Source organism: Paracoccus denitrificans, assembly GCF_900100045.1.
Classification (GTDB): domain Bacteria; phylum Pseudomonadota; class Alphaproteobacteria; order Rhodobacterales; family Rhodobacteraceae; genus Paracoccus; species Paracoccus denitrificans.
The window spans coordinates 45,196-70,452 of record NZ_FNEA01000010.1; the positions used below are offsets into that span (position 1 = coordinate 45,196).

Consider the following 25,257-nt stretch of genomic DNA (forward strand, 5'->3'; position numbering starts at 1 on the left):
TCATGCGACCGCGCCGCTCAGCGCCCCCGGATCCGCGGGTCCATGGCATCGCGCAACCCGTCGCCGATATAGTTCACCGACAGCACCGTCAGCGAGATCAGCAGCCCCGGCAACACCACCCGCCAGGGATACATCTGCATCTGGTCCACCGCGTCATAGAGCAGCCGTCCCCAGGTCGGGAAGTCCGGCGGAAAGCCCAGCCCCAGAAAGGACAGCGCGCTTTCGGTGATGATCGCCGTGGCGATGCCCAGCGTCGCCGCCACCACGATGGGCGAGATCACGTTGGGCAGGACATGGCGCAGGATCATGCGCGGTGCCGGCGTGCCGATGGATTGCGCGGCCAGGATGAATTCGCGCTCCTTGAGGCCCAGCACCTCGCCGCGCAGGATGCGCGCCGTCTGCATCCACGAGGTGATGCCGATGGCGCTGACGATCAGCAGGAAGGTGCCGCCCGCCGGACCCATGGCCCGGCCCAGGGGCTCGCGGAACAATGTCACCATCAGCAGCAGCAGGGGCAGCAGCGGCAGGGCCAGGAACAGCTCGGTCAGCCGCATCAGCGGCGCGTCCAGCCGGCGGAAATAGCCCGAGCTGATGCCGATCAGGCTGCCCAGTGTCAGCGCGACGGCCATGGCGGTCAGCCCGACCGCCAGCGAAACCTGCCCTCCGGCCATCAGCCGCGCCAGCATGTCGCGGCCAAGCTGGTCGGTGCCCAGGGGATGCGCCGCACTGAAACCCTGGTTGCGGGCACGGATATCGACGAAACCCGGATCGATGGTCCAGACCAGCGGCCCGAGCCCGACGAACAGCAGGATCGCCACGAACAGCACCAGCGCCAGCATGGCGCCGCGATGGTTGCGGAACTGCCGCCAGATGTCGCGCCACTGGCTGCGGGCGGGCGCCTGGGGCGGAGGATCGGCGGGCGGCAGCGCCTCGGCCCCCGGGGCGGGGGCATTGACGGCGCTTTCCTCGATGAGCAGCCGGTCAGTCATAGCGAATCCTCGGGTCCAGCACGCCATAGAGCAGATCGGCGATCAGGGTGAAGCCGACGATGAGCACCGCGAAGATGAAGGTCAGCGTCATCACCATCGGCATGTCGTTGGCATGGATCGCCAGGATCAGCAGCTGCCCCAGCCCGTTCACCTTGAACACTTGCTCGGTGATGATGGCGCCGCCGAAGACCGCCGGCAGCCCCAGCGCGATCACCGTCACCACCGGGATCAGGCTGTTCCTCAGCACATGCTTCAGCACCACCACCCGCTCGGACAGGCCCTTGGCGCGGGCGGTGCGGACGTAATCCTGCCGCAGGTTGTCCAGCATGGATGCGCGCATGAAGCGGCTGATCTGCGCGGCGTTGTAAAGCGCCAGCACCGTGACCGGCATCGCCATCTGGCGCAACTGCACCACGAAGCTGTCCCAATCCGTGACCCGATGCGTGGTGTCGTAGATCGAGGGGAACCATTGCAGCTTGATGCCGAAGACGATGATCAGCACCACCCCGGTAAAGAAGGTCGGCAGCGAGAAGCCGACCATCGAGATGAACGTGCCGATCTGGTCGAACCAGGAATATTGCCGATAGGCCGAGATGATGCCGATGGGCAGCGCAATCATCACGCCGACCAGATAGGACATGCCGACGACGGTCAGCGTCTGGGGCAGCCGCTCGGCGATCACGTCGAAGACCGGGCTGCGGCTCTGGAAGCTGATGATGCGCTGCATCCCCTCGCTGAAGCCGGTGCCGAAGGCGCGGTCGAACCAATAAAGGGGCTCGACCCAGAAGAACTGCTTCAGCCACAACACATAGCGGATATACCACGCTTGGCCCAGGCCAAGCGCCTCGCGCATCCGCTCCTTGACCTCGGGCGGCACGGTCAGCGGCACGTCGCCCAGCGGATCGCCGGGCGATGCCTCCAGCAGCAGAAAGATCACCAGCGAGATGAACAGCAGCGTCGGCACCGCCAGCAGCAGGCGGCGCAGGGCAAAGCTCAGCATCGCCGCGTCACTTCACGCGATGCCAGTCGGCGACGTTCCACAACTCGCTGTCCCAGGCGTTCAGCGCCACCCCGCCCAGACTGTTGGCATGGGCCGAGGTCGTGCCGCGATAGACCAGCGGGATGATGGCGTTGCTGTCCTTGGTCAGCATCTCGTTCAGGCGCCGGCCCATGGCGCCGCGCTCGGCCGGATCGACGATCTGCGTCATCTCGGCGATCAGCCGGTCGTATTCCGGGTCGCAATAGCGGCTGGTATTCTCGCCCTGCCACTGGTTTTCCGGCCCCGGCGCCTTGTCGCAGGTCTGCCGCGCCAGATAGGGCTCGGGGTTCGAGCCCTCGAAGTTGTTGGCATACATCTCGACATCGGCATAGAGCTTTTGGAACGTGTCGGGCGAGCCGGCATCGCCGCCGAAGAAGACCGAGGGGTCCACCACCTTCAGCTCGGTCTCGACGCCGATCTCGGACCACCATTGCTTGATCAGCGCCTGGAAGTCCTGGCGCACCGCGTTGACCGAGGTCTGGAACAGCAGCGTAAGCCGCTTGCCGTCCTTTTCGCGCACGCCGCCCGCGCCGACGGTCCAGCCCGCCTCGTCCAGCAACGCCTTTGCCCCCTCGATGTCCTGGGTGAAGCATTCGGTATTCTCGGATGCCCAGGCGGCGGGCGCCGGCACCAGGTTGCAGGTCGGCTGCCCGGCCGGGCCATAGCCGATCTCGGTCAGCAATTCCCGGTCGATGGCCATGGACAGCGCCTTGCGCACCGCCGGGTCGGTCAGGATCGGATGCGGATGCTTGACCGTCGAGCGCTCGCCCTCGGGCAGCCCGGGCGAAGGATCGGTCAGGTTGACATGGATGCGCTCGACCAGGCTGCCGAAGGCGGCGACGTTCTTGCCCTTGCCGGCCGCCTCCATGCCGGCGATCACGTCCGGGGCAAGCTGGGTGTTCCAGGCATAGTCGAACTCGCCCGTTTCCAACACGGCGCGCGCCGCCGCCGCCGAATCGCCGCCGCCCTTCATCAGCAGCGTGGCGAAGGCGGGCTTTGCCGGGTCGCGATATTCGGGATTGGCGGCAAACGAGATCACGTCGTTGGTGCGGAATTCCTTGACCACGAAGGCGCCGGTGCCGACGGGGTTGAAGTTCTGCTGGGTGCAGGTCGGCGCCGCCTCGCCCAGGCAATTCTGGAACTGCGCCTTTTGCAGGATCGGCGATTGCGCCCCCACGAAGGCCGAAAAGGGATCGGGCCGGGGCGAGACGAAGGTCACGCGCACGGTCAGCTCATCGACCGCCTCGACCTTTTCGACGCCCTCGAACTTGGCAAGCTGGGCGCAGCCGCCGTTCGGGCTCATGCAATATTCCGCGGTAAAGGCCACGTCCTCGGCGGTGAAGGGCGTGCCGTCCGACCATTTTATGTCCGGCTGCAATTTCCAGGTGACCGTCTTCAGATCCTCGGAAATGCCGCCGTTTTCGACTGACGGGATCTCGGCCGCCAGGCGCGGCACCACCTCGCCCTCGGGGGTGAAGCTGGCCAGCGGCTCCAGCACTACGCTGCCGGCGATGATGTCCTTGGTGCCGGCCGACAGATACGGGTTCATCGTCGAGGGCGCCTGCCACATGATGACATTGACCTGCCCGTCGCTGCCCCGCTCGGCGAATGCGGCCGGGGCCATGGCGGCGGTGGCCGCCGCGCCCAGCATCAGGGTTTTCAGTTTCATCGCTCTCTCCTGTTGGTGGATTTGCGCGGGACGTCTGGTGCTGCCGGTTTTGGTGGTCTTCTGCCTTTGCCGTTTCCCCGGTCTTGCTGTCCCTCGGATGCGCCGAGTTTCAGACAGGTCCCGGTTGAAAAGCAAGAAACAAGTTTCCGTCCCGGTTTCAGGTTGCAATGCGGTGGCGGCGCATTAGCCTGAATGCCGCAGCGATGGTCAGGGGGCGCGAATGCTGGACACGAAGCCGCTGGTCAGGATCGAGGGGTTGCGGGTCGAGTTCCAGACCCATGACGGCCCGGTCACGGGCGTCGAGGATCTGTCCTTCGACATCCGGCCCGGCGAATGCCTTTGCGTGGTGGGCGAATCCGGCTCGGGCAAATCGGTCAGTTCGCTGTCGCTGATGCGGCTGGTGGAATTCGGCGGCGGCGAGATCGCCAATGGCCGGCTGCTGTTCCAGCGCGAGCGGGACGAGATCGACCTCGCCAAGGCCCCGCCCGCCGCGATGCGCGACATTCGCGGCAACGAGATCGCGATGATCTTCCAGGAGCCGATGACGGCGCTGAACCCGGTCTTTACCGTGGGCGAGCAGCTGGCCGAGGGGCTGATCGTGCATCGCGGCCTGACGCGCGCCCAGGCCCGCGCCCGCGCGCCGGAGCTGTTGCACGAGGTGCGCATCCCCGAACCCGAGCGGCGGTTGCGGCAGTATCCGCACGAGCTTTCGGGCGGGATGCGCCAGCGCGTCGTCATCGCCATGGCGATGGCTTGCCGCCCGCGCCTGCTGATCTGCGACGAGCCGACCACGGCGCTGGACGTGACCATCCAGGCCGAGATCCTGACCCTGATCGACCGCCTGAAGCGCGAGACCGGCATGGCGGTGCTGTTCATCACCCATGACATGGCGGTGGTGGCGCAGATGGCCGACCGCGTCGTGGTCATGTTCCGCGGCAACAAGGTCGAGGAAGGCCCGGTCGGCCAGATCTTCGAAGCCCCGCGCGAGCCTTATACCCAGGCGCTGCTTGCCGCCGTGCCGCGGCTGGGCGAGATGACCGGGCGCGATGCGCCCGAGCCGATGCGGCTGATGCGCGAGGGGCAGGTGGCGCGGCCCGAGCCCGTGATCCCGCCTGCGCCCGCGCCGCTGCTGGTGGTCAGGAACCTTTGCACCCGCTTTGCGGTCAAGGGCGGCATCCTGCGCCGCACCGTGGCGCAGGTCCATGCGGTCGAGGACGTCTCCTTTACCGTCAATGCCGGCGAGACCCTGTCGCTGGTGGGCGAATCGGGCTGCGGCAAGTCCACCACCGGACGCTCGATCCTGCGGCTGGTCGAGCCGAGTTCGGGCCAGGTCAGCCTTGGCGGGCGCGACATCCTGGCCCTGGGTGCATCTGATCTGCGCAAGGCGCGGCGCGACATGCAGATGATCTTCCAGGACCCGTTCGCCAGCCTCGACCCGCAGATGCGCCTGCTCGACCAGATCGAGGAGCCGATGCTGAACTACGGCATCGGCAACCGCGTCGAGCGCCGAGACCGCATCGCCCGGCTTTTCGACCGGGTGGAACTGCCGCGCGGCTTCATGAAGCGTTACCCGCACGAGCTGTCGGGCGGCCAGCGCCAGCGCATCGCCATCGCCCGCGCCCTGGCGCTGAACCCGAAGCTCATCATCGCCGACGAGGCGGTCTCGGCGCTGGACGTTTCGGTGCAGGCGCAGGTGCTGAACCTGCTGATGGAATTGCAGCGCGACCTTGGCATCTCGATGCTGTTCATCAGCCATGACATGGCGGTGGTCGAGCGCGTCAGCCATCATGTCGGCGTCATGTATCTGGGCCGCATCGTCGAGATCGGCACCCGCAGGCAGGTCTTCGAGAACCCGCAGCACGGCTATACCCGCCAGTTGATGGCCGCCGTGCCGGTCGCCGATCCGCGCCGCCGCAAGATCGGCGAGGACCTGCGCTTTCGTCCCATCCCCTCGCCGATCCATCCCGTCGGCCATGTGCCCGCGCCCTCGGTCTATCGCGAGGTGGCGCCCGGCCATCTGGTGCTGGCCGAGCCGGCGACGCATGGATAAGGCGCGGGCACCTGCGCCACGCAATGCCGCGCGCCCGGCTGCGCGGCCTTGCGGTGCGGTGCGAAAGGCGTAACCTGCCGGCCGAAGGAGATCGTCACATGCCCGTCAAGAACCGCTTTGCCGAATTGCTGCCCGAGATCACCGCCTGGCGCCGCGACTTCCACGAGAATCCCGAGCTCGACTATCAGGTCCACCGCACCGCCGGCCGCGTGGCCGAGCTGCTGCGCGGCTTCGGCGTGGACGAGGTGAACGAGGGCGTCGGCCGCACCGGCGTGGTGGGCGTCATCAGGGGCCGCAGCAACAGCAGCGGCCGGGTGATCGGGCTGCGTGCCGACATGGATGCGCTGCCGATCAACGAGCAGACCGGGGCGGAATATGCCTCGAAAAATCCGGGGGTCATGCATGCCTGCGGCCATGACGGCCATACCGCCATGCTGCTGGGCGCGGCGAAATACCTGGCCGAGACGCGCAATTTCGACGGCACCGCCGTGGTGATCTTCCAGCCCGCCGAAGAGGGCGGGGCAGGCGGCCTGGCCATGGTGCAGGACGGTTTGGTGGATCGCTGGGGCATCCAGGAATTCTATGGCATGCACAATATGCCCGGCTATCCGACCGGCAGTTTTGCCATCCGCGAGGGTGCCATGATGGCCGCCGCCGACCAGTTCGACATCGTGGTCACCGGCAAGGGCGGGCACGCCGCCAAGCCGCATGAGGCGATCGACACCACCTTGGTCGCGGCGCAGATCATCGTGGCGCTGCAATCCATCGTGGCGCGCAATGTTGATCCGCTGAAAAGCGGCGTGATCTCGGTCTGCGTGGTGCAGACCGATTCCACCGCGCATAACGTCATCCCTCAGGTGGTGAAGCTGAAGGGCACCGCCCGCAGCCTTGCCCCCGAGGTGCGCGACCAGCTGGAAGAGGGCATCAAGCGCGTCGCCACCCATACCGCCGCGGCCTTCGGCGCCGCGGCCGAGGTGACATACGACCGCGGCTATCCGGTGACGATGAACCACCCCGAAGCAACCGGGTTCGCGGCCGAGGTGGCGCGCCAGGTGGCGGGCGAGGTGAACATGGAGATGGAGCCGCTGATGGCGGGCGAGGATTTCAGCTATATGCTGAACGAACGTCCCGGCGCCTATATCTTCGTCGGCAATGGCGACACCGCCATGGTGCATCACCCCGCCTATGATTTCGACGACAATGCGATTCCGGCCGGGTCGAGCTGGTATGCCGGCATGGTCGAGGCGCGGATGCCGATCCTGGCGTGACGGCCGGACCGGGGGCTGTCTGCCCCCGGACCCCCGAGAGTATTTGTGAAACGGAGAAATCAGGGGCCGCGAGGCCCCTTTGCCGTTCAGAAATGGATGGCGCGGCCATAGGCCGAGAGCGTGGCCTCATGCAGCATTTCCGACAGCGTCGGGTGCGGGAAGACCGTCTCCATCAGTTCGGCCTCGGTGGTCTCCAGCGTGCGGCCGACGACATAGCCCTGGATCAGCTCGGTCACCTCGGCCCCGACCATGTGGGCGCCCAGAAGCTCGCCGGTCTTGGCGTCGAAGACGGTCTTGATCAGCCCCTCGGGTTCGCCGAGCGCGATGGCCTTGCCGTTGCCGATGAAGGGGAAGCGGCCGACCTTGACCTCGTAGCCGGCGGCCTTGGCCTTTTCCTCGGTCAGGCCGACGGAGGCGACCTGCGGGTTGCAATAGGTGCAGCCGGGGATCGAATTCGGCTTGATCGGATGCGGGTGCCCGCCGGCGATCAGTTCGGCCACCATGACGCCTTCATGGCTGGCCTTGTGCGCGAGCCAGGGCGCGCCGGCCACGTCGCCGATGGCATAGAGCCCCTCGACGCCGGTGCGGCAATATTCGTCGGTGACGACATGGGTGCGGTCGATCTTGGCGCCCAGTTTTTCCAGCCCGAGGTTTTCGACGTTGCCGACGATGCCGACGGCCGAGATCACCGTGTCGAACTCATGCGTTTCGGTCTTGCCGCCGGTCTCGATATGGGCGGTGACCTTGCCTTTGGCGCGGTCGAGTTTCTTGACCGCCGCCTTTTCCAGGATCTTCATGCCTTGCTTGACGAACTGTTTCTTGGCCAGCGCCGAGATCTCGGCATCCTCGACCGGCAACACGCGGTCCATGACCTCGACCACGGTGGTGTCGGCGCCCAGCGTGTTGAAGAAGCTGGCGAATTCGATGCCGATGGCGCCCGAGCCGATGACCAGCAGCTTTTTCGGCATGCGCGGCGGCTGCAGGGCGTGCTTGTAGTTCCAGACCAGGTCGCCGTCCGGCTCCAGTCCCGGCAATTCGCGGGCGCGGGCGCCGGTGGCGAGCACGATGGCCTTGCCCGTGACTTCCTCGGTGCCCTTGTCGGTCTTGACGCTGATCTTGCCGGGGGCGGTCAGGCTGGCCTCGCCCATGATGACGGTGACCTTGTTCTTTTTCAGCAGGTGGCCGACGCCGCCGGCGAGTTGTTTGGCCACGCCGCGCGAGCGTTGCACCACGGCGCCGAGATCGTAGCCGATCTTGTCGGCGGACAGCCCGAACTCCTTGGCGCGGTGCATGAGGTGAAAGACCTCGGCCGAACGCAGCAGCGCCTTGGTCGGGATGCAGCCCCAGTTCAGGCAGATGCCGCCCAGATGCTCGCGCTCGATACAGGCCACCTTCAGCCCCAACTGCGCGCCGCGGATGGCGCAGACATAGCCGCCAGGGCCGGAACCGATCACCACCATGTCAAAGCTCTGCGCCATGGATGTCCCCCTATCAGAAAAGATAGTTCAGCGTTAAACCAATTTTCAGACGTCAGCAAGCGACAGCTTGCCCGAGACCAGCGCGCCATAGCCGCCGGCCTCCATCACGCGGCTTTCCGCCGCCGTGGGCACGCGGTTCAGCGCCGCGTTGCGCCAGGGGAAGCGGCCGAACCTGGCGATGGCGTCGCGATGCAACTCGGCATGGCGCAGGTTCTCGCCGGGCATGAATTCGGCGAACAGGCTGACCGCGCGCTCCTGGTCGGCCAGATCCTCGGAATGCTCGAAGGGCAGGTAGAAGAACTGCCGGCCGGGCGGTTCGATGCGCAGGTGAAAGCCGTTGGCTATGGCCTCGCGGGCAAGGCTGCGGGCCAGCGGGTCGGTGTCGAAGGCGCGGGCATCCTCGCGGAACATGTTGCGCGGGAACTGGTCGGTCAGGATCAGCCCGGCCAGCGCGCCCTCGGGCGTCGTGGCCCAGCCGGGCACCAGGTCGGCGGCGCGCGCCCAGGCCGGCTGGAAGCGCTGGCGGATGGTTTCGTCCAGATCGTCCGAGCGGGCATACCAGCCCTCCTCGCCGACCTCGTCGAGCCAGAAGCGGTTGATGCCCTCGGGTGTCACGGTGTCGGTCATGGCTGCGCCCTCCGTTTTCCCGGATGGTTGCAGAGCATGCCGCCTGCCGCAACCCCGTCAGGCGGGTTTGTCGCCGTCGTCGGAACTGGCGGTTTCCAGCGCCGCCTCGACCGCGACGGGCGTGGCCGAGGGGGCGATGACCGCAAAGCTTTGCTGATCCGCCACCGGGGCGGCCGGGCGGCGGGTGCGGCGCCAGCCGGCATAGAAGGCCAGCACCGCCAGCAGCAGGCCGATATAGACCCAGAACCCGTCCGGCCCCAGCAGCGACATCAGCCAGCCGGTGATCAACGGCCCGGCCATGGCGCCCACGCCATTGATGAACAGAAGCCCGGCCGAGGCGGCGGCCATGTCGCTGCTGTCCAGGAAGTCGTTGGTATAGGCCAAGAGCAGCGAATAGACCGGATTGGCCACGCCGCCGATCAGCGCCGCCGCCAGCAGCAGGCCCCAGATGTCCGGCTGCAGCGTCACCGTCGCCAGGCTGACCGCAGCACCCAGCACCGACAGCCCCAGCACGATGAAGCGCCGGTCGCCATGGTCCGAAAGCCAGCCGATCGGATATTGCAGCAAGAGCCCGCCGGCATAGATCGCGGCAACGAAGGCCGAGATCTCTCGCACCGAAAGCCCCTTGGTCGAGCCCCAGACCGAGGCCATGCCGAACAGCGCCGAAAACACCCCGCCCATCAGGAATATGCCGATGCAGCCCAGCGGCGAGACGCGGAACAGGCTGCCGAAGCTCATGCGCTTCAGGGTCGCGAATTGCGGCGCGGGCTGCGTCGAAAGCAGGATCGGCAGGAACGAGACGCTGACCAGCACCGAGGGAATCACGAACAGCAGATAGCCCGCCGGATCGGCCGTGTTCATCAGGAACTGGGCCGAAATGATGCCCAGCATCTGCATGATCATGTAGGCCGACATGGCCTGGCCGCGGTTCTCGTTGGTGGTGCCGGCGTTCAGCCAGCTTTCCGCGGTGATGTAGACCCCCGAGAAGCAGAACCCGATCAGGAGCCGCATCAGCGACCATGAGATCCAGTGCGGCGCGGCCGCGTAAAGGATCAGCACCGACGAGATCAGCGAGCCGAGCGCCGCGAAGACCCGCACATGGCCGACCTGGCGGATCAGTTCGGGCACCACGCGCGAGCCCAGCAGGAAGCCGCCGAAATAGGCCGACATGACCACCGACATCTGGGTGGTCGATATGCCCTCGATCTTGCCGCGAATGCCCAGGAGCGTGCCTTGCATCCCGTTCCCGACCATCAAGAGCAGGATGCCCAGAAGCAACGGCCAGGTGGTGCGCAGCACGGTAAGCATCACGGGTCCTTCGGAATCAGCAGGGAGGCGTCGCCATAGCTGAAGAAGCGATAGCCCGATTCCACCGCATGGCGATAGATCCCGCGGATCCGGTCCTGGCCCATCAGGGCGCTGACCAGCATCAGCAGGGTCGATTTCGGCAGGTGGAAATTGGTCATCAGCGCATCCGTCACGCGAAAGCGATAGCCGGGATAGATGAAGATTTCGGTAACGCCCTGGAAGGGATGGACGGTGCCGTCCTCGGCAGCCGCCGATTCGATCAGCCGCAGCGCCGTGGTGCCGACGGGGATCACCCGCCCGCCCGCGGCGCGGGTGGCGTTGATCGCCGCCGCCGCCTCGGGCGTGACCTCGCCCCATTCGCCGTGCATCTTGTGGGTGGTCACGTCCTCGACCTTGACCGGCAGGAAGGTGCCGGCGCCGACATGCAGGGTGACATGGGTGAAGCGCACGCCCCTGGCCGCCAGCCCGTCCAGCAACTCGCCGTCGAAATGCAGGCTGGCGGTGGGGGCGGCGACGGCGCCGGAATTGCGTGCCCAGACGGTCTGGTAGTCCTGGCGGTCGGCCTCGTCCGGGGCGCGCAGCGCGGCGATATAGGGCGGCAGCGGCATGGCGCCGACCTGCGCCAGCGCGGCGTCGAACGCCTCGCCCGTGGCGTCGAAGCGCAGGGTCAGCTCGCCCCCGGCGATCTCGGCCACCTCGGCGGACAGCGCGCTGCCGAAGCGGATCACCTCGCCCGGCTTCAGCTTGCGCAGCGGCTTCGCCAGCGCCTTCCAGCCATGGGCGACGGGCTCCAGCAGCGTGACCTCGACCTTTGCCACCGCCTCGCCCTGCGGGGTCTGGCGGGCGCGGGTGCCGTTCAGCCGCGCCGGGATGACCTTGGTGTCGTTCAGCACCAGCAGGTCGCCCGAACCCAGCAGATCCGCCAGGTCGCGCACATGCAGGTCGCGAATCGAATCGCCCTGCGCCAGCAGCAGCCGCGCCGAGGAACGCGGCCGCGCCGGGCGCGTCGCGATCAATGTCTCGGGCAGGTGAAAGTCGAAATCGTCCAGCTTCATGGGCTTAGGTTCTGTCCGGGCCATTGGGAAGCGTCAAGGCGGGAGGTCATCACAAAGTGAAAAACTCAGGCTTTACTTATCCGAGGAAATGGGTAAGTTTTGTCCAACCGAAGGTGAGTAAATGATCGTCTGCCACTGCACCCAGATCTCGGACTACGACATCAAGGCTGCCATTGACTGGATGCGTGCCGCGGACCCCGAGACGATCATCACCCCCGGCAAGATCTACCACGCACTCGGCAAGCGTGCCGATTGCGGGGGCTGTATGCCTTTGTTTCTGGACACCATGCGCGGATGCGATAATCTGGCTGTGCCCCCCATTCTCAGGGGGCTGAAAGCCAACCGCACAGGGGTAAGCCATGAAGGGCGACGCAAAGGTCATCGAGTATCTCAACGCAGCGCTACGGTCTGAACTCACCGCGGTCAGCCAGTATTGGCTGCACTATCGGCTGCAAGAAGACTGGGGTTACGGCAAGGTCGCCGACAAGTCGCGCGCCGAATCCATCGAGGAGATGCATCACGCGGATCGGCTGATCCAGCGAATCATCTTCCTGGAAGGCCATCCCAACCTGCAGAAGCTGGACCCGCTGCGGATCGGCCAGAACCTCAAGGAAACGCTGGAATCCGATCTGGCGGCCGAACACGACGCCCGCACCCTTTACATCGAGGCGCGGGAATATTGCGACAAGGTCGGCGATTACGTCAGCAAGAACCTGTTCGACGCGCTGCTGACCGATGAGGAAGGGCATATCGACTTCCTGGAAACCCAGCTGGGTCTCTACGAGGAAATCGGCGCGCAGAATTATGGCCAGCTCAACGCCAAATCCGCCGACGAGGCCGAGTAGGGCTTGTCGCGGCAGATCCGCTTGTCAGGGGGCCCTTCGCGGCCCCCTTTGATTTTGGCTCAGGCCAGCCAGTCGGCGGCCAGGCCCGGCAAGTCGTCGAAATGCGCCAGCATCGCCTCGGGCGCCAGGCGGCGCAGCGCCTCTCCCTCGGGGCCGAAGGCGACCAGCGCCACCCGCACACCGGCGGCGGCTGCGGTCTTGCGGTCGGTTTCGGTATCGCCGACCAGGAAGGATCGCGCCACCGTCCCGCCCGCTGCCTCGACCGCGGCGGCATAGGGGCGGGGATCGGGCTTGCGCACCGGCAGCGTGTCGGCGCCGATCATCGCGGCGAAGCGGTCGCGGATGCCCAGTTGGCGCAGCAATGTCTCGGCCAGGGCGGCGGGCTTGTTGGTGCAGACCGCAAGCCGGTGACCGGCTGCCGCCAGTTGCTCCAGCGCGGCCTCGGTGCCGGGATAAAGCCGCGTATGCACGGCTATGGCCTTGCCGTAATGCACCAGCAGGCGGGGATAGTCCTCGTCCTCGGCGCCGGGCGGCAGCAGCCGGTCGGCGGGCAGGCGGCCATAGCCCGCCCGCAGCATGGCCCGCCCGCCGTGAAAGGCGATCAGCGCATCCTCGACCGGGTCCAGCAGCGGGCCCAGGCCGCGCGCCTGAAAGCAGGCATTCGCCGCCGCGATCAGGTCGCCCGAGGTGTCGGCCAGCGTGCCGTCCAGATCGAAGACCACCGTTCCTGCCATGCTGTAACCTTCCGTCAAGATGTTTGATGCTTCGGGGTCTTTCCCCACCGTTGCCCTCTAGGTAGAACGCCCCGCAAGGATAAGGAACAGGCAAGAGGGCAGAGATGACCGAGAAACCCGTCGCGCTGATCGTGCTGGCTGCCGGGCAGGGCAGCCGCATGCAGTCGGACCTGCCAAAGGTGCTGCACCGTCTGGGGGGCGTGCCGCTGGTCGGCCACGCGCTTTCCACGGGCCGGACGCTGGAGCCCGAGGCGGTCGTCGTCGTCGCCGGCCATGGCGCCGAGGCGGTGGCCAAGGCGGTGGCGAAACTCAACCCAGAGGCGAAAATCGCCCTGCAGGAACAGCAGCTTGGCACCGGCCATGCCGTCAGCCAGGCCCTGCCGCAACTGGAGGGTTTCGAGGGCCGGGTGATCGTGCTTTACGGCGACACGCCCTTCATCGGGCAAGAGACGCTGGCAAGCCTTGCCGCCCATCCCGCCGACGTGGTGGTGCTGGGCTTCGAGGCCTCCGATCCCGGTCGCTACGGCCGTCTCGTCACCGGCCCCGAGGGGCTGGAGCGGATCGTCGAATACAAGGATGCCGACGAGGCGACGCGCGCGATCCGGCTGGTCAATTCCGGCGTCCTGGCGGCGGATGCGGCGCTGTTGCGCGAATTCTTGCCGATGATCGGCAACCGCAATGCCGCCGGCGAATATTACCTGACCGACATTCCCGAACTCGCGCGCGCCGCCGGACACCGGGTCGAGGTCGTGACCTGCGACGAAGCCGAGACGCTGGGCATCAACACCCGCGCCGAACTGGCCGCCGCCGAGGCCGCCTTCCAGGTCCGCGCCCGAGCCCGCGCGCTGGAGGACGGCGTCACCATGACAGATCCGGCGACGGTCTGGTTCGCGCTCGACACCTGCATCGGCCGTGATGCGGTGATCGGGCAGAACGTGGTCTTCGGCCCCGGGGTGACGGTGGAAAGCGGCGCCGAGATCCTGCCCTTCTGCCATCTGGAGGGTTGCCATGTCAGCGCCGGCGCCACGGTCGGCCCCTTTGCCCGGCTGCGGCCCGGTGCGGAACTGGGCGGCGACGTTCATGTCGGCAATTTCGTCGAGATCAAGAACAGCGTGCTGGACGAGGGCGCCAAGGTCGGCCACCTGACCTATCTGGGCGATGCCCATGTCGGCGAGGCCACGAATATCGGCGCCGGCACCGTGACCTGCAACTATGACGGCGTCAGCAAGCACCGGACCGAGATCGGGGCGCATGCCTTCATCGGCTCGGACACCATGCTGGTCGCGCCGGTGCGCGTGGGGGCGCGGGCGATGACCGGCTCGGGCTCGGTCATCACCGAGGACGTGCCGGACGATGCGTTGGCGCTGGGACGCGCCAAGCAGGTCGTGAAGCCGGGGCTTGCCACGCGGCTGATGCAGGCGTTGCGCCAGAAGAAAGGGAACTGACATGTGCGGCATCATCGGAATTCTGGGCGATCACGAGGTTTCGCCGCAGCTGGTCGAGGCGCTGAAGCGGCTGGAATATCGCGGCTATGACAGCGCCGGGGTGGCGACGGTGGATGCCTCGGGGCATCTGGATCGCCGCCGTGCCGTGGGCAAGCTGGTGAACCTGTCCGACCGGCTGGTGCACGAGCCGCTGGCAGGTCACGCCGGCATCGGCCATACCCGCTGGGCGACCCATGGCGCCGCGACCGAGGCCAACGCCCATCCGCATCGCCGCGGGCCGGTGGCCGTGGTCCATAACGGCATCATCGAGAATTTCCGCGAATTGCGCGACGAGGTGACGCGACTGGGGATGCAGCCGGAATCGCAGACCGATACCGAGACGGTGGCGCTGCTGACCGCCTGGCACATGGGGCAGGGCCTTGCCCCCGTCGAGGCGGCGCGGGCGGTGCTGGCGCGGCTCGACGGCGCCTTTGCGCTGGCCTTCCTGTTCGAGGGCGAGCCCGACCTGATGATCGCCGCCCGCAAGGGCAGCCCCCTGGCCGTCGGCCATGGCGAGGGCGAGATGTTCCTGGGTTCGGATGCCATCGCGCTGGCGCCCTTTACCGACCGGATCACCTATCTGGAGGATGGCGACCATGCCGTCATCCGCCGTTCGGGCGCCGAGATCTTCGACGCCGAGGGCCGCCCCGCCAATCGCGAGATCCAGCAGATCGACGTGGGCGCGACCCGCATCGACAAGGGCGGCTATCGGCATTTCATGGCCAAGGAGATCGCCGAGCAGCCGGTGGTGCTGGGCGATGCGCTGAACCACTATATCAAGGGCGACCGGATCGTGCTGCCCGAGGCGCTGGATTTCCGCGACGTGGACCGGCTGACGCTGGTCGGCTGCGGCACCGCCTTCTATGCCGCCCATGTCGCGCGCTACTGGTTCGAATCGCTGGCGGGCCTGCCCTGCGACCTGGATGTGGCCTCCGAGTTCCGCTATCGCGAGCCGCCGCTTTCGCCGGCAAGCTGGGCGATCTTCGTCAGCCAGTCGGGCGAGACGGCGGATACGCTCGCCGCGCTGCATTACGCTCGCGACAAGGTGGCCCGCACCGTGGGGGTGGTCAACGTGGGCACCTCGGCCATCGCGAGGGATGCCGATATCGCCCTGCCAACGCTGGCCGGGATCGAGGTCGGCGTGGCCTCGTCCAAGGCCTTCACCTGCCAGCTTGCGGTCCTGGCGGTGCTGGCGCTGAAGGCGGCGCGGGATCGCGGCCGGCTGACGGATTCCGAACTGGCGGCGCATCTTGCCGATCTGCGCGCGCTGCCGGGGCTGCTGAACCAGGCGCTGACGGTCAGCGACGAATGCCGCCGCCTGGCCGGCTGGCTGGCCGAGGCGCAGGACGTGCTGTATCTGGGCCGCGGCGCGCTTTACCCGGTGGCCCTGGAGGGGGCGCTGAAGCTCAAGGAACTCAGCTACATCCATGCCGAGGGCTATGCCTCGGGCGAGTTGAAGCACGGCCCCATCGCGCTGATCGACCGCAACGTGCCGGTGGTGGTGCTGGCCCCGCGCGACGCGCTGTTCGAAAAGACCGTCTCGAACATGCAGGAGGTCATGGCGCGGCACGGGCAGGTGCTGCTGATCTCGGATCCCGAGGGGCTGGAGACGGGCGGTCACGGCATTCACGCCAGGCTGGCCATGCCGCCGGGCGGCGGGCTGTTCCAGCCGATCCTCTATGCCGTGCCGATGCAGTATCTGGCCTATCACACGGCGGTCGCCAAGGGCACGGATGTGGACCAGCCGCGCAACCTGGCGAAATCGGTGACGGTGGAATAGGGCCTATCCCTCGCGCCAGCAGGGTTGCAGGTCGCCCGGCCGCGGGCTTGCCGCATGGATGCCGCGCGCAATGGCGCGGGCCAGCGTGCAGGCCGCGGCATGGCCCAGCCGGAACGGCGTCAGCGCCGGATCGGGCAGGGGCTTCGCGCCGGTCGAGACGGCAAAGACCAGATCGCCGTCGAAAGGCGTGTGGCTGGGTACGATGGCGCGGGCCATGCCGTCCTGCGCCGCCGTCGCCAGCCGCGTCAGCCCGGCCTTGTCCAGCGCCGCGTCGGTCGCGACGATGGCGATGGTCGTGGCCTCGCCCAGCCGCTTCGCCGGGTTGGGCTCGTCGCCGGCGGGGTAGGGGCCGGACAGGCCCAGCCCGCCGAATTCGCCCGCAAGCTCCCACGGCGCGGCCCAGAATTGCCGGGTCTCGCCCGCCGTCACCGATCCCAGCGCATTCACCACCACCAGCGCGCCGACGGTGATGCCGTCCTCCAGCATCGCCGAGGCCGAGCCGAGCCCGCCCTTCCAGCGATGCGTTAGCGCGCCCGTTCCCGCGCCCTCGCTGCCAAGCGCGAAATCGGCGCCGGCCGCCGCCAGTGCCGCGCGGCCAAGCGCGGGATAGGGGTTGGCGTCCCAATCCTTGTCGCCGCCGTTCAGCAGGTCGAAGACGATGGCGCCGGGCACGATGGGCACGCGCACCGGCCCGATCTGGAAGCCGCGGCCCATGGCGCGCAACCCGTCCGAGACGCCGTCGCAGGCGGCAAGCCCAAAGGCCGAGCCGCCCGACAGCACCAGCGCATCGACCCCGCCGACCAGCTTGTCGGGGGCCAGCAGCTCGGTCTCGCGCGTGCCGGGCGCGCCGCCCATGACGTTGAAGCCGCAGGCAAAGGGCGTCTCGCAAAGCAGCACCGTCGCACCCGATCGCAGGGCGTCGTCGCGGGCATTGCCGACCCGCAGGCCGGGCACGTCGGTGATCAGGTTTCGCGGTCCGGGTCGCATCGGGGCCTCCTGCAAGGGGGATCGGCCTGCAATCTGCACGACGCGACCCGCCGGCTGCAACCCGCGCCCGCATTCCGGCGTTGCAGGACGATGCCGCCGCGCCTACCTAATGCGGCAGGACATGCGAAAGGACGCAACCATGAATGCCCCCATTCACAGGATCTTCGGCCGCCCGCTCGATGCCGAAATGCCGAAAGGATACGATCAGGCGATCTTCGGCATGGGCTGTTACTGGGGCGTCGAACGGCTGTTCTGGCAGCAGGAGGGCGTCTGGCTGACCGAGGTCGGCTTTGCCGGCGGCACGACCGAGAATCCCAGCTACAAGCAGGTCTGCGCCGGCGGCACCGGCCATGCCGAGGTGGTGCACGTGGTCTATGACAGCTCGCGCGTCAGCTATGAGCGGCTGTTGCAGATCTTCTGGGAAAACCACGACCCGACCCAGGGCAACCGCCAGGGCAACGACGTGGGCTCGCAATACCGCTCGCTGATCATGGTGTTCAACGACAGCCAGAAGGCGGCGGCGGAGCTTTCCAAGGCCGATTACGGCAACCGGCTGGCCGTGCAGGGCTATCCCGACATCACCACGCAGATCCTTCCCGCCGGTCCGTTCTGGCGGGCCGAGGACGATCACCAGCAATATCTCGACCGTTATCCAGATGGCTATTGCGGCTTGCGCGGCACGGGTGTCAAAGCACCCCTGACCGACATAGCCGAGGGATATTGAATGGCGACCTGGACCGCGCTGACCCACACCATCGGACGCGAGGCGGCCGAGGCGCTTGCCGAGGCGGGCGAGGATCTGACCCCCGAGCCCGTCGGCAGCGGCGTCTTCGAGATCGAGGATGGCTCGAACCGCTGGGAGGTAGGGCTTTACTTCACCGAGGCCCCCGACGACGTGGCCCTGGCGCTTCTGGCTGCGGCCTGGAACGCCGAGCCCTTCGTGGTCTCGGAACTGCCGGAGGTGGATTGGGTGGCCCATGTCCGGCGCGAGCTTTCGCCGGTCGAGGCCGGACGCTTCTTCGTCCATGGCGGCCATGATGTCGACAAGGTGCCCGCGGGCGCCGAGGCGCTGCTGATCGAGGCGGCGATGGCCTTCGGCACCGGCCATCACGCCACGACCAAGGGTTGCCTGCTGGCGCTGGACCGGCTGATCGCCGAGGGCGTCGAGCCACGGCGCATCGTCGACATCGGCTGCGGCACGGCGGTTCTGGCCATGGCGGCGGCGCGGTCGTTCCCGGTGATCGTGCTGGCGGGTGACATCGACCCGCAGGCGGTGGACGTGGCCCGCGCCAATGTCATCGCCAACGGGCTGGACGGGCGCGTCGAATGTGTCGAGGCGGTCGGCTTCGACCATCCGCTGATCGAGAACGCGGCGCCTTTCGACCTGGTTTTCGCCAATATCCTGAAGCAGCCGCTGATCGACCTGGTGCCGGATATGGCACGTCATCTTGCGTCGGGCGGCAGGGCGATCCTGTCGGGCATCCTGGCCACCCAGGCCGAGGAAGTAATCGCGGCCTATGCGGCAGGCGGGCTGACGCTGGAGCGGCGCGACGATATGGGCGAATGGTCCACCCTGGTCGTCAGGCGCGGCTGAGGGGCGCTGAAAATACTAAAGGCGGCCTTGCGGGGCCGCCTGGTCGTCTTGCCCGGTCAGGGCTGGAAAAGGGTCTGCCACGGTTTCCCACGCAGCCGATTTCGCGTCTTCAACCGCTGCTTAGCGGGCGCGCGCAATCTGTTCGATATCGCCGCGGCACAGACCGATATCGTCCAGCTCGCGATCCGTAAGACGGCTCAGCGCATTGCGGGTCACGCGCGCATCGTTCCAAGCGGACAGGGCCGCCCAGATTTTCGAGCCAATACCGAGAGAGCCCGCCCCGCCATGGATGCGGTTCGTGTCAATCGCCGACATAGTTTTCACCTTGAGATCATTGCCCGCTCATCGGGCGCTTCGTTGATGCAAAAGCATATAGGCCGGGCAGTTTGCGAAAACCACGGACAAACCGGCATCTCTGCCATGCAGCGCGTGCATAAGGGACCGGAATTCTTAACTTTTTGCGGCAAGCGGCCGGAAATGACGCTGCATCGCAAAATTCTCCCGCGCGGGGTCGCTTTCCCGCAGGAAGATTGCACAATTCAAACCGGATCGTTCAGCGCCAGTCGCCCAGGCTGGCCTGCCACAGCGCCAGTGACGCCACGGCAGCGGTGTCGGCGCGCAGGATTCGCGGCCCCAGGGCGATGCGCGTGACGCAATCCATGGCCGAAAGGCGCTTGCGCTCCGATTCGGACCAGCCGCCCTCGGGGCCGATGAGAATTGCCCAAGGCCCGCGCGGCAGGCCGGACAGCACCTGTGCCGGCCCCGCCAGTGCCTCGTCCGCCCACAGGATGCGCCGGCCGGCATCCCAGCCGTCCAGCAGCCGCGACAGCGGCACCAGGTCGCAGACCTCGGGGACATGGGTGCCGCCGCATTGCTCGGCCGCCTCGACGGCATGGGCCTGCAAGCGGTCCTGGCGGATGCGTTCGGAATTGGTGTGGTCGGTCTGCACCGGCAGGATGCGGGCGGCGCCCATCTCGGCCGCCTTTTCCACGATGAAATCGGTGCGCGCCTTCTTGATCGGGGCAAAGACCAGCCACAGGTCGGGCGGGTTCAACTGTGGCGCGGTCTGCCGCAGCGCCTCCAGCGCGCCGCCCCGCTTGGCGATGCGCTCGATCCGCGCCAGCCATTCGCCGTCCTGCCCGTTGAAGACCAGGATCTCGTCCCCGGCACCCTGCCGCATGACCGAGGAAAGGTAATGCGACTGGTCGGCATTCAGCTCGATGCCTTGTCCTTCGGCCAATGGGTGATCTATGAACAGTCTGATTTTCGCCATGATGGGGCGCAGCCTAATGCAGACCGACCACCGGACGCCAGAGGGGCCGACGCCAGAGGGCCCAAGCACCGTCGCCGACGCGCCGCCGGACAATTGGGTGGACCGCTACGCACCGCCCGATTGGAGGCCGTGGCTACGCCTGTCCCGCGCCGACCGGCCGATCGGCACCTGGCTTTTGCTGCTGCCCTGCTGGTGGGGCATCGGGCTGGCGATGATCGCGGGCAGCCCCGGCTGGCGCGATCTGTGGATCGCCGTGGCCTGCGGCGTGGGCGCAGTGCTGATGCGCGGCGCCGGCTGCACCTGGAACGACATCACAGACCGCGACATCGACGACAAGGTGGCACGCACCCGCTCGCGGCCGATCCCCTCGGGGCAGGTGACGGTCCGGGGGGCGATGGTCTGGCTGGTCGCCCAGTCGCTGGCCGGCTTCGCCATCCTGCTGACGCTGGGCGGTGCGGCCATCGCGCTGGGCGTGGCCTCGCTTCTGCTGGTGGCGATCTATCCTTTCGCCAAGCGTTTCACCTGGTGGCCGCAGCTGTTCCTGGGCCTCGCCTTCAACTGGGGCGTGCTGCTGGCCTGGGCGGCGCATATGGGCAACCTGGCCCCGGCGCCGGTGCTGGCCTACCTTGCAGGCATCGCCTGGACGATCTTCTACGACACGATCTATGCCCATCAGGACGCCGAGGACGACGCGCTGATCGGCGTCAAGTCCACCGCCCGGCTGTTCGGGCGCGACACGCCGCGCTGGCTGGCGGGCTTTGGCACCGCCTCGGTGCTGCTGCTGGGACTGGCGGTGATGGCGGCGGCGCCCGAGGGGCTGGGCCTGACGCTGGGCCTGCTGGGCGTCGCGGGTTTCGCTGCGCATCTGGCCTGGCAGTTGCGGCAATTCGACATGGCGGACGGTGCCGGCTGCCTGCGGCTTTTCCGCTCGAACCGCGATGCCGGGCTGGTGGTTGCGCTGTTTCTCGCCTTGGCGGGGCTGGTCTGATTGCGAAAAGTCGGCGCAGGGATTACATGCGGCGGGTCGGAAACAGCCCGAAGGTTCCCCGGATGGCCAATCCCCAGCGACCCGCGCGTCGGGCTCCTGTCCTTGCCGCCAGCCTGATCGCCCTTGCGGCGGCGGCCGGCCTGTCCTTTCTGGGCGCGCGTGCGGCCGCCGATTTCGTCGAGACCCGCTCGGCCGAGGATCTGCGCGCGGCGCTGGCCGATTACGACTGGGTGCAGGTCAGGACCGACGGCTTGCAGGTCCAGCTCGAAGGCATCGCCCCGGACGAGGTGCAGCGTTTCCGCGCCCGTGCCCGGGCCGAAACCGTGGTCGATTCGGGCCGGGTGATCGACAAGATGCAGGTCGCCGCCAGCGCCGAGCTGGCCACCCCGGCCTTCGAGATCGAGCTTCTGCGCAACGACCAGAGCATTTCGATCATCGGCCTCGTGCCTGCCAGCCTGGACCGCGTCGCGCTGGTCGAGCGGCTGAAGCGCCAGACCGGCGCGCCCCAGGTCTCGGACCTGATGGAAGGCGCCGACTATCCGGTCCCCGATGGCTGGGAGGACGCCTTTGCCTTCGGCCTTAAGGCCGCGCAACTGGCCAAGCGCGCCAAGGTCTCGATCGCGGCCGGCGAGGTCTCGATCCGCGCCATAGCCGACAGCCCGCGCGAGAAACGCGATCTGGAGACGGCGCTGCAGCGTGCCAAGCCGGCGAGCGTGACGCTGACCGCCGACATCACCGCGCCGCGGCCGGTGATCGCGCCCTTTACCCTGCGTTTCGTCAAGGATGCGACCGGCACCCGCTTCGATGCCTGCGCCGCCGATACCGAAACCGCCCGCGACCGCATCCTCGAGGCCGGGCGCGATGCCGGCGTGCCGGACCAGCCGCAATGCACGCTGGGGCTTGGCGCGCCTTCGCCCCGCTGGGCCGATGCCGCCGTCCCGGCCATCCGCGCCATCAAGGCGCTGGGCGCGGGGTCGGTCACCATCTCGGACACGGATGTGGCGCTGTTCGCCCCCGCCGATGTCGAGGCGGCGCAATTCGACGAGGCGGTGGGTCGGCTGGAAGCGGCGCTGCCCCCGGCCTTCACGCTGGCCGCCCGGCATGAGAAACCCGGCGAGGCCGAGGCGGGGCCGGCCGAGTTCTCTGCCCTGGTCGATCCTGGCGGCGTCAGCCTGCGCGGCCGCATCACCGACGAGCGCATGCGCGACGCCGTGGAAAGCCTGGCACGGGCACGCTTTGGCCAGGTGGACAGCGCGCTGCGCAGCGATGTCTCGGTCCCCGAGGGCTGGACGCTGCGCGCCATCGCCGCGCTCGAGGCGCTGGACGGGCTGGCGCGGGGCGAGGCCAAGGTGACGCGGGATCTGGTGCGGATCAGCGGCGTCTCGGGCAGCCAGACCGCCTCGGACATGGCGGCGGCGCGGCTGGCGCAGCGGCTGGGCGCCGGCGCGCGCTATGAGCTGGCGATCCGTTACGACCGGCGCATGGATCCGCTCCTGGGCCTGCCCTCGGGCATCGAATGCGTGGACCGGCTGAATGCGGCGATGCAGCAGTCCGAGATCGGCTTCGAGCCGAACAAATCCGTCATCGCGGGCGATCCGGGGCCGACGCTGGAACGGCTGGCCGAGACGATGAAGCTATGCGCGGATTTCCGCATCGAGATCGGCGGCCATACCGATTCGCAGGGCTCCGAGGGGTTCAATGCCGAGCTTTCGCGCGCCCGGGCTCAGGCGGTGCTGGCGGCGATGACCGCGGCGGGCATCGACACCGCCAACATGACCGCCAAGGGATATGGCGAGAGCCAGCCCATCGCCGATAACGACACCGATGCCGGGCGCGAGGCCAACCGACGCATCGAGTTCCTGTTGCTGGCCGACGATCCGGTCGTGACCGAAGCTCCGGCCCCCGCCGAACTGGTCAAGGGCGTCACCGACAGTCCCGAGGTGGTGGCGGCGCGGGTCACGGCCGCGGCGCTGCATGCCGCGACCGCCGCCATCGGTCCCGCCCTGGGCGTGCCCACGGACCCCGAGGCGGCGCTGTTCGCCGCGACCGAGCCCGTCCGGCTGCTGGTGTCGGGGATCGATCCGTCGCGCGTCGCCAGCCGGCCCGCGCAAGAGGCCGCGCTGCCGGAACTGCCGGCGCTGCGGGCCGCGACCCTGCCGGCCGCGAGCCTGCTGCCGGAGGCTGCGGAACTGGTCGAGCCTGCCGAAGCCGCCACCCGCGCGGTGCAGGAGGCGCTGGTCGGCGCCGCCATCGAGGCGGCGACGATGCCCGCGCGCGCTGCGCTGCATGTGAACCGCCCCCTGCCGCGTCCCGAACCGGCCTCGGCGCCGTGATCCGCAACCCCTTGCCCTGAAGCCCTTCGCATGAACCGCACCGAATTCATCGTCGCCACCGCGATCATCCTGTTCGCCGCCTTCATGCTGGGCTGGTTCGCAAGCTGGCTGATCCATCGCCTGTCGCGCGTCACCCGCGCCGAGATGGGCGAACTGGAGAGCATGGCCCAGCAGTTGCACGAGGCCGAGGAGGCCCGTGACCGCGCCGTGGACGAGCTTGAGACGCGCGAGGCCGATCTGGTTGCCCGGCTCTCGACCACCGAGGCCGAGTTGCGTGCCGCGCAGGGGCAACTGCGCGAAAGCCTGACCGAGATCGAGGAATTGCGGGAATATATCGACCGTAAGCTGAAGCGTTAGGTCTTGCCCAGGCCGAACCTGCTGCCGATCCAGCCCGCCGCCGAGGATGCCGCCGCAACCGTCCCCGAGGCTGCGCGACCGATCGAGGCGCGGATCGAATTCTGTTCGTCCAGCGCCCGCAGGATGCGCTCGATGGCCATGTCCTCGCGCTCGTCCAGCTTGCCGTCGGCCTGGGCGATCTCATGCAGCAGCACCTTGATCTCCTGCTGGATGGCGGTGAACTTGCAGTCGGGATTGGCATGGACGAATTCGGCCAGCGCCTGGGTCATCTCGGCCAGCCGGGACTTGTCGGCATTGGCTTGCAGCACCGATAGCGCATGATCGACATAATCGGCATCGTAACCCCAGTCATCCACGAAATAATCGCGGATGACCGCGACCTCGCGCGGATCGACCTGCCCGTCCATCGCCGCGACCTTCAGGGACAGCGAACCCATCAGGTCCAGCATCGAGGCGCCCAGCAGGTCGATGGGGGTGTTCAGGAACCGGGGGACCACATCGACGCGGGAATCCTCGTAGCCCTTGAACAGCCTCGTCACCCCGTAATAGGCGCCACCGCTGGCGAGCGCCGCGGCGATGACCCAACCCACCGGAGTCGCCGCCGCACCTCCGATGCCCAGAGCGGCCATCAATCCCGACTTGGCAAAGAAGGTCGATGCGACCATGCCCGATTGCGCGATACCGGCCCCGGTAGCCGCGGCGCCGCCCAGGTCCGACAGGCTGCCGATGGTCTTGCCAAGCTTCACCGAAGCAAAGGCATCCTCACGGATGCCCAGCCGGGCCTTGAATTTCAGGTCGTTGGCGATGACGCGTTTCACGTCGTCGAATTCGCCGATCTGGTCCTGTTCCGTCGTCATGCCACGACCCCGCCGTTGAAGGCCGCGAACTGCCGGGCCATGCGGTCGATCGCATCTTTCATCGCGTGCTGGCGAAGATCCTCGATCGCGCCTGCCGTGAGGCCGATCAGCAGCAGCAGTTTCTGCAATGCTACGGCGAGAAAGCCCCCCATGACCGGCACCGTTCCTATTACCGCTGTCAACGCCAGCGCGACGGTCACGCCAAGAGCGGTATTGGGAATCGTCTGCGCCAGCCACATGGCGATGCTGATCATGCGCCGCCCGATGGCGACCACGACCTCTCCGACCTTCACGGTGAATTGCGCCAGATCGTAAAGCAGCGCCTTGAGGTCGGCAGACAGGGCGGTGCGGTCCAGAAAGTCCTTGATCTTTCGCAGCGGCATCGCCGACTGGCAGAATTCGATGGCCTCGTCCAGGCTGGACGGAACGAAACTCTCTGACATTGCAACCTCTTGAACAACCACTTACGCGCTAGTTCTAGGCAGCAGGTTCGCGTCTCGCAACTGGATTGTCGTCGCACCTGGCCTGTCCTGGTCGACAGG

The 25,257-nt window shown here is 67.6% G+C and carries 24 protein-coding genes; 11 read left to right on the forward strand and 13 right to left on the reverse strand.

Annotated features, from left to right (window positions below; all coding sequences use genetic code 11):
• Nucleotides 1-17: 17 nt before the first annotated feature.
• Genes BLT64_RS10365 through BLT64_RS10375 form a run of 3 tightly spaced genes read right to left on the reverse strand, consistent with a single transcriptional unit; the run spans nucleotide 18 to nucleotide 3,697 of the window.
• Nucleotides 18-989, reverse strand: coding sequence for an ABC transporter permease (locus BLT64_RS10365; protein WP_011746951.1), 972 nt, complete (start codon nucleotides 987-989; stop codon nucleotides 18-20).
• On the reverse strand, nucleotides 982-1,989 hold the full coding sequence (locus BLT64_RS10370; protein WP_011746952.1) for an ABC transporter permease: 1,008 nt from the start codon (nucleotides 1,987-1,989) through the stop codon (nucleotides 982-984). Before BLT64_RS10370 ends, BLT64_RS10365 begins: the two co-directional genes overlap by 8 nt.
• Before the next feature lie 7 nt (nucleotides 1,990-1,996).
• Nucleotides 1,997-3,697: a peptide ABC transporter substrate-binding protein gene (locus BLT64_RS10375; protein ID WP_011746953.1), complete on the reverse strand. Its 1,701-nt coding sequence runs from the start codon at nucleotides 3,695-3,697 to the stop codon at nucleotides 1,997-1,999.
• Nucleotides 3,698-3,917: 220 nt separating this feature from the next.
• On the opposite strand from BLT64_RS10375, the gene BLT64_RS10380 reads away from it, so the two are divergent.
• Together BLT64_RS10380 and BLT64_RS10385 are read left to right on the forward strand one after the other, a co-directional pair.
• The gene (locus tag BLT64_RS10380) at nucleotides 3,918-5,747 is read left to right on the forward strand and encodes an ABC transporter ATP-binding protein (RefSeq protein ID WP_011746954.1); all 1,830 of its coding nucleotides are present in this window, start codon (nucleotides 3,918-3,920) and stop codon (nucleotides 5,745-5,747) included.
• 98 nt (nucleotides 5,748-5,845) lie between these two features.
• Complete coding sequence (locus tag BLT64_RS10385; RefSeq protein ID WP_011746955.1) at nucleotides 5,846-7,015, forward strand: M20 aminoacylase family protein; 1,170 nt, start codon at nucleotides 5,846-5,848, stop codon at nucleotides 7,013-7,015.
• Between the two features lie 86 nt (nucleotides 7,016-7,101).
• On the opposite strand, the gene lpdA is transcribed toward BLT64_RS10385, so the two are convergent.
• Genes lpdA through queA form a run of 4 tightly spaced genes read right to left on the reverse strand, consistent with a single transcriptional unit; the run spans nucleotide 7,102 to nucleotide 11,483 of the window.
• Nucleotides 7,102-8,493: a dihydrolipoyl dehydrogenase gene (gene lpdA / locus BLT64_RS10390; protein ID WP_011746956.1), complete on the reverse strand. Its 1,392-nt coding sequence runs from the start codon at nucleotides 8,491-8,493 to the stop codon at nucleotides 7,102-7,104.
• 45 nt (nucleotides 8,494-8,538) lie between these two features.
• Nucleotides 8,539-9,120 (reverse strand): DUF924 family protein, encoded by a 582-nt coding sequence (locus tag BLT64_RS10395; protein ID WP_011746957.1) that lies wholly within the window; start codon nucleotides 9,118-9,120, stop codon nucleotides 8,539-8,541.
• Between the two features lie 57 nt (nucleotides 9,121-9,177).
• Nucleotides 9,178-10,428 carry an MFS transporter gene (locus BLT64_RS10400; protein ID WP_011746958.1) on the reverse strand — a complete coding sequence of 417 codons (1,251 nt, stop codon included), beginning with the start codon at nucleotides 10,426-10,428 and terminating at the stop codon, nucleotides 9,178-9,180.
• Nucleotides 10,428-11,483 (reverse strand): tRNA preQ1(34) S-adenosylmethionine ribosyltransferase-isomerase QueA, encoded by a 1,056-nt coding sequence (queA, locus tag BLT64_RS10405; RefSeq protein ID WP_041529764.1) that lies wholly within the window; start codon nucleotides 11,481-11,483, stop codon nucleotides 10,428-10,430. The genes BLT64_RS10400 and queA overlap by 1 nt, the downstream gene beginning before the upstream one ends.
• Nucleotides 11,484-11,604: 121 nt before the next feature.
• On the opposite strand from queA, the gene BLT64_RS10410 reads away from it, so the two are divergent.
• Nucleotides 11,605-11,895, forward strand: a complete 291-nt coding sequence (locus BLT64_RS10410; protein WP_011746960.1) for a (2Fe-2S)-binding protein — start codon at nucleotides 11,605-11,607, stop codon at nucleotides 11,893-11,895.
• Nucleotides 11,843-12,328: a bacterioferritin gene (gene bfr / locus BLT64_RS10415; protein ID WP_011746961.1), complete on the forward strand. Its 486-nt coding sequence runs from the start codon at nucleotides 11,843-11,845 to the stop codon at nucleotides 12,326-12,328. Before BLT64_RS10410 ends, bfr begins: the two co-directional genes overlap by 53 nt.
• A gap of 59 nt (nucleotides 12,329-12,387) precedes the next feature.
• On the opposite strand, the gene BLT64_RS10420 is transcribed toward bfr, so the two are convergent.
• Complete coding sequence (locus BLT64_RS10420) at nucleotides 12,388-13,062, reverse strand: HAD-IA family hydrolase (protein WP_011746962.1); 675 nt, start codon at nucleotides 13,060-13,062, stop codon at nucleotides 12,388-12,390.
• Between the two features lie 104 nt (nucleotides 13,063-13,166).
• On the opposite strand from BLT64_RS10420, the gene glmU reads away from it, so the two are divergent.
• Both glmU and glmS read left to right on the forward strand, forming a co-directional pair.
• A complete protein-coding gene (gene glmU / locus BLT64_RS10425; protein WP_011746963.1) occupies nucleotides 13,167-14,507 on the forward strand; it encodes a bifunctional UDP-N-acetylglucosamine diphosphorylase/glucosamine-1-phosphate N-acetyltransferase GlmU in 1,341 nt (446 codons plus the stop codon).
• A 1-nt stretch (nucleotide 14,508) separates the two neighbouring features.
• Entirely contained in the window at nucleotides 14,509-16,326 is a 1,818-nt protein-coding gene (glmS, locus tag BLT64_RS10430; protein WP_011746964.1) for a glutamine--fructose-6-phosphate transaminase (isomerizing), read from the forward strand.
• Between the two features lie 3 nt (nucleotides 16,327-16,329).
• Here glmS and BLT64_RS10435 read toward each other — a convergent pair whose 3' ends face one another.
• Complete coding sequence (locus BLT64_RS10435; RefSeq protein ID WP_011746965.1) at nucleotides 16,330-17,313, reverse strand: P1 family peptidase; 984 nt, start codon at nucleotides 17,311-17,313, stop codon at nucleotides 16,330-16,332.
• Between the two features lie 139 nt (nucleotides 17,314-17,452).
• On the opposite strand from BLT64_RS10435, the gene msrA reads away from it, so the two are divergent.
• Nucleotides 17,453-18,037: a peptide-methionine (S)-S-oxide reductase MsrA gene (gene msrA, locus BLT64_RS10440; protein ID WP_011746966.1), complete on the forward strand. Its 585-nt coding sequence runs from the start codon at nucleotides 17,453-17,455 to the stop codon at nucleotides 18,035-18,037.
• Entirely contained in the window at nucleotides 18,038-18,907 is an 870-nt protein-coding gene (locus tag BLT64_RS10445; RefSeq protein WP_011746967.1) for a 50S ribosomal protein L11 methyltransferase, read from the forward strand.
• A 120-nt stretch (nucleotides 18,908-19,027) separates the two neighbouring features.
• Here the strand turns inward: BLT64_RS10445 and BLT64_RS10450 are convergent, their stop codons facing one another.
• Nucleotides 19,028-19,222 carry a DUF1127 domain-containing protein gene (locus BLT64_RS10450; protein WP_011746968.1) on the reverse strand — a complete coding sequence of 65 codons (195 nt, stop codon included), beginning with the start codon at nucleotides 19,220-19,222 and terminating at the stop codon, nucleotides 19,028-19,030.
• Nucleotides 19,223-19,460: 238 nt separating this feature from the next.
• The gene (locus BLT64_RS10455; RefSeq protein WP_011746969.1) at nucleotides 19,461-20,180 is read right to left on the reverse strand and encodes a 16S rRNA (uracil(1498)-N(3))-methyltransferase; all 720 of its coding nucleotides are present in this window, start codon (nucleotides 20,178-20,180) and stop codon (nucleotides 19,461-19,463) included.
• A 16-nt stretch (nucleotides 20,181-20,196) separates the two neighbouring features.
• Here BLT64_RS10455 and ubiA point away from each other — a divergent pair, with 16 nt between their 5' ends.
• From ubiA to BLT64_RS10470, 3 genes are all read left to right on the forward strand, one after another.
• Nucleotides 20,197-21,168, forward strand: coding sequence for a 4-hydroxybenzoate octaprenyltransferase (ubiA, locus tag BLT64_RS10460; protein ID WP_011746970.1), 972 nt, complete (start codon nucleotides 20,197-20,199; stop codon nucleotides 21,166-21,168).
• 62 nt (nucleotides 21,169-21,230) lie between these two features.
• The gene (locus BLT64_RS10465) at nucleotides 21,231-23,501 is read left to right on the forward strand and encodes an OmpA family protein (RefSeq protein ID WP_041530080.1); all 2,271 of its coding nucleotides are present in this window, start codon (nucleotides 21,231-21,233) and stop codon (nucleotides 23,499-23,501) included.
• Nucleotides 23,502-23,531: 30 nt separating this feature from the next.
• Nucleotides 23,532-23,858: a hypothetical protein gene (locus BLT64_RS10470; RefSeq protein ID WP_011746972.1), complete on the forward strand. Its 327-nt coding sequence runs from the start codon at nucleotides 23,532-23,534 to the stop codon at nucleotides 23,856-23,858.
• Here the strand turns inward: BLT64_RS10470 and BLT64_RS10475 are convergent.
• Nucleotides 23,855-24,715: a TerB family tellurite resistance protein gene (locus BLT64_RS10475; protein WP_011746973.1), complete on the reverse strand. Its 861-nt coding sequence runs from the start codon at nucleotides 24,713-24,715 to the stop codon at nucleotides 23,855-23,857. The two genes, BLT64_RS10470 and BLT64_RS10475, sit on opposite strands and share 4 nt — an antisense overlap.
• Nucleotides 24,712-25,158, reverse strand: coding sequence for a hypothetical protein (locus tag BLT64_RS10480; RefSeq protein ID WP_011746974.1), 447 nt, complete (start codon nucleotides 25,156-25,158; stop codon nucleotides 24,712-24,714). The genes BLT64_RS10475 and BLT64_RS10480 overlap by 4 nt, the downstream gene beginning before the upstream one ends.
• Nucleotides 25,159-25,257 lie beyond the last annotated feature (99 nt).

Bases quoted from the DNA above. Each gene is read 5' to 3' on its own strand.
- BLT64_RS10365 (WP_011746951.1), bottom strand. From the start codon at position 989: ATGACTGACCGGCTGCTCATCGAGGAAAGCGCCGTCAATGCCCCCGCC.
- glmU (WP_011746963.1), top strand. From the start codon at position 13,167: ATGACCGAGAAACCCGTCGCGCTGATCGTGCTGGCTGCCGGGCAGGGC.
- BLT64_RS10465 (WP_041530080.1), top strand. From the start codon at position 21,231: ATGGCCAATCCCCAGCGACCCGCGCGTCGGGCTCCTGTCCTTGCCGCC.
- BLT64_RS10445 (WP_011746967.1), top strand. From the start codon at position 18,038: ATGGCGACCTGGACCGCGCTGACCCACACCATCGGACGCGAGGCGGCC.
- queA (WP_041529764.1), bottom strand. From the start codon at position 11,483: ATGAAGCTGGACGATTTCGACTTTCACCTGCCCGAGACATTGATCGCG.
- BLT64_RS10395 (WP_011746957.1), bottom strand. From the start codon at position 9,120: ATGACCGACACCGTGACACCCGAGGGCATCAACCGCTTCTGGCTCGAC.
- BLT64_RS10450 (WP_011746968.1), bottom strand. From the start codon at position 19,222: ATGTCGGCGATTGACACGAACCGCATCCATGGCGGGGCGGGCTCTCTC.
- msrA (WP_011746966.1), top strand. From the start codon at position 17,453: ATGAATGCCCCCATTCACAGGATCTTCGGCCGCCCGCTCGATGCCGAA.
- BLT64_RS10475 (WP_011746973.1), bottom strand. From the start codon at position 24,715: ATGACGACGGAACAGGACCAGATCGGCGAATTCGACGACGTGAAACGC.
- BLT64_RS10380 (WP_011746954.1), top strand. From the start codon at position 3,918: ATGCTGGACACGAAGCCGCTGGTCAGGATCGAGGGGTTGCGGGTCGAG.
- BLT64_RS10470 (WP_011746972.1), top strand. From the start codon at position 23,532: ATGAACCGCACCGAATTCATCGTCGCCACCGCGATCATCCTGTTCGCC.
- BLT64_RS10370 (WP_011746952.1), bottom strand. From the start codon at position 1,989: ATGCTGAGCTTTGCCCTGCGCCGCCTGCTGCTGGCGGTGCCGACGCTG.
- BLT64_RS10400 (WP_011746958.1), bottom strand. From the start codon at position 10,428: ATGCTTACCGTGCTGCGCACCACCTGGCCGTTGCTTCTGGGCATCCTG.
- BLT64_RS10375 (WP_011746953.1), bottom strand. From the start codon at position 3,697: ATGAAACTGAAAACCCTGATGCTGGGCGCGGCGGCCACCGCCGCCATG.
- BLT64_RS10435 (WP_011746965.1), bottom strand. From the start codon at position 17,313: ATGCGACCCGGACCGCGAAACCTGATCACCGACGTGCCCGGCCTGCGG.
- ubiA (WP_011746970.1), top strand. From the start codon at position 20,197: ATGCAGACCGACCACCGGACGCCAGAGGGGCCGACGCCAGAGGGCCCA.
- BLT64_RS10385 (WP_011746955.1), top strand. From the start codon at position 5,846: ATGCCCGTCAAGAACCGCTTTGCCGAATTGCTGCCCGAGATCACCGCC.
- BLT64_RS10455 (WP_011746969.1), bottom strand. From the start codon at position 20,180: ATGGCGAAAATCAGACTGTTCATAGATCACCCATTGGCCGAAGGACAA.
- BLT64_RS10410 (WP_011746960.1), top strand. From the start codon at position 11,605: ATGATCGTCTGCCACTGCACCCAGATCTCGGACTACGACATCAAGGCT.
- bfr (WP_011746961.1), top strand. From the start codon at position 11,843: ATGAAGGGCGACGCAAAGGTCATCGAGTATCTCAACGCAGCGCTACGG.
- BLT64_RS10480 (WP_011746974.1), bottom strand. From the start codon at position 25,158: ATGTCAGAGAGTTTCGTTCCGTCCAGCCTGGACGAGGCCATCGAATTC.
- lpdA (WP_011746956.1), bottom strand. From the start codon at position 8,493: ATGGCGCAGAGCTTTGACATGGTGGTGATCGGTTCCGGCCCTGGCGGC.
- BLT64_RS10420 (WP_011746962.1), bottom strand. From the start codon at position 13,062: ATGGCAGGAACGGTGGTCTTCGATCTGGACGGCACGCTGGCCGACACC.
- glmS (WP_011746964.1), top strand. From the start codon at position 14,509: ATGTGCGGCATCATCGGAATTCTGGGCGATCACGAGGTTTCGCCGCAG.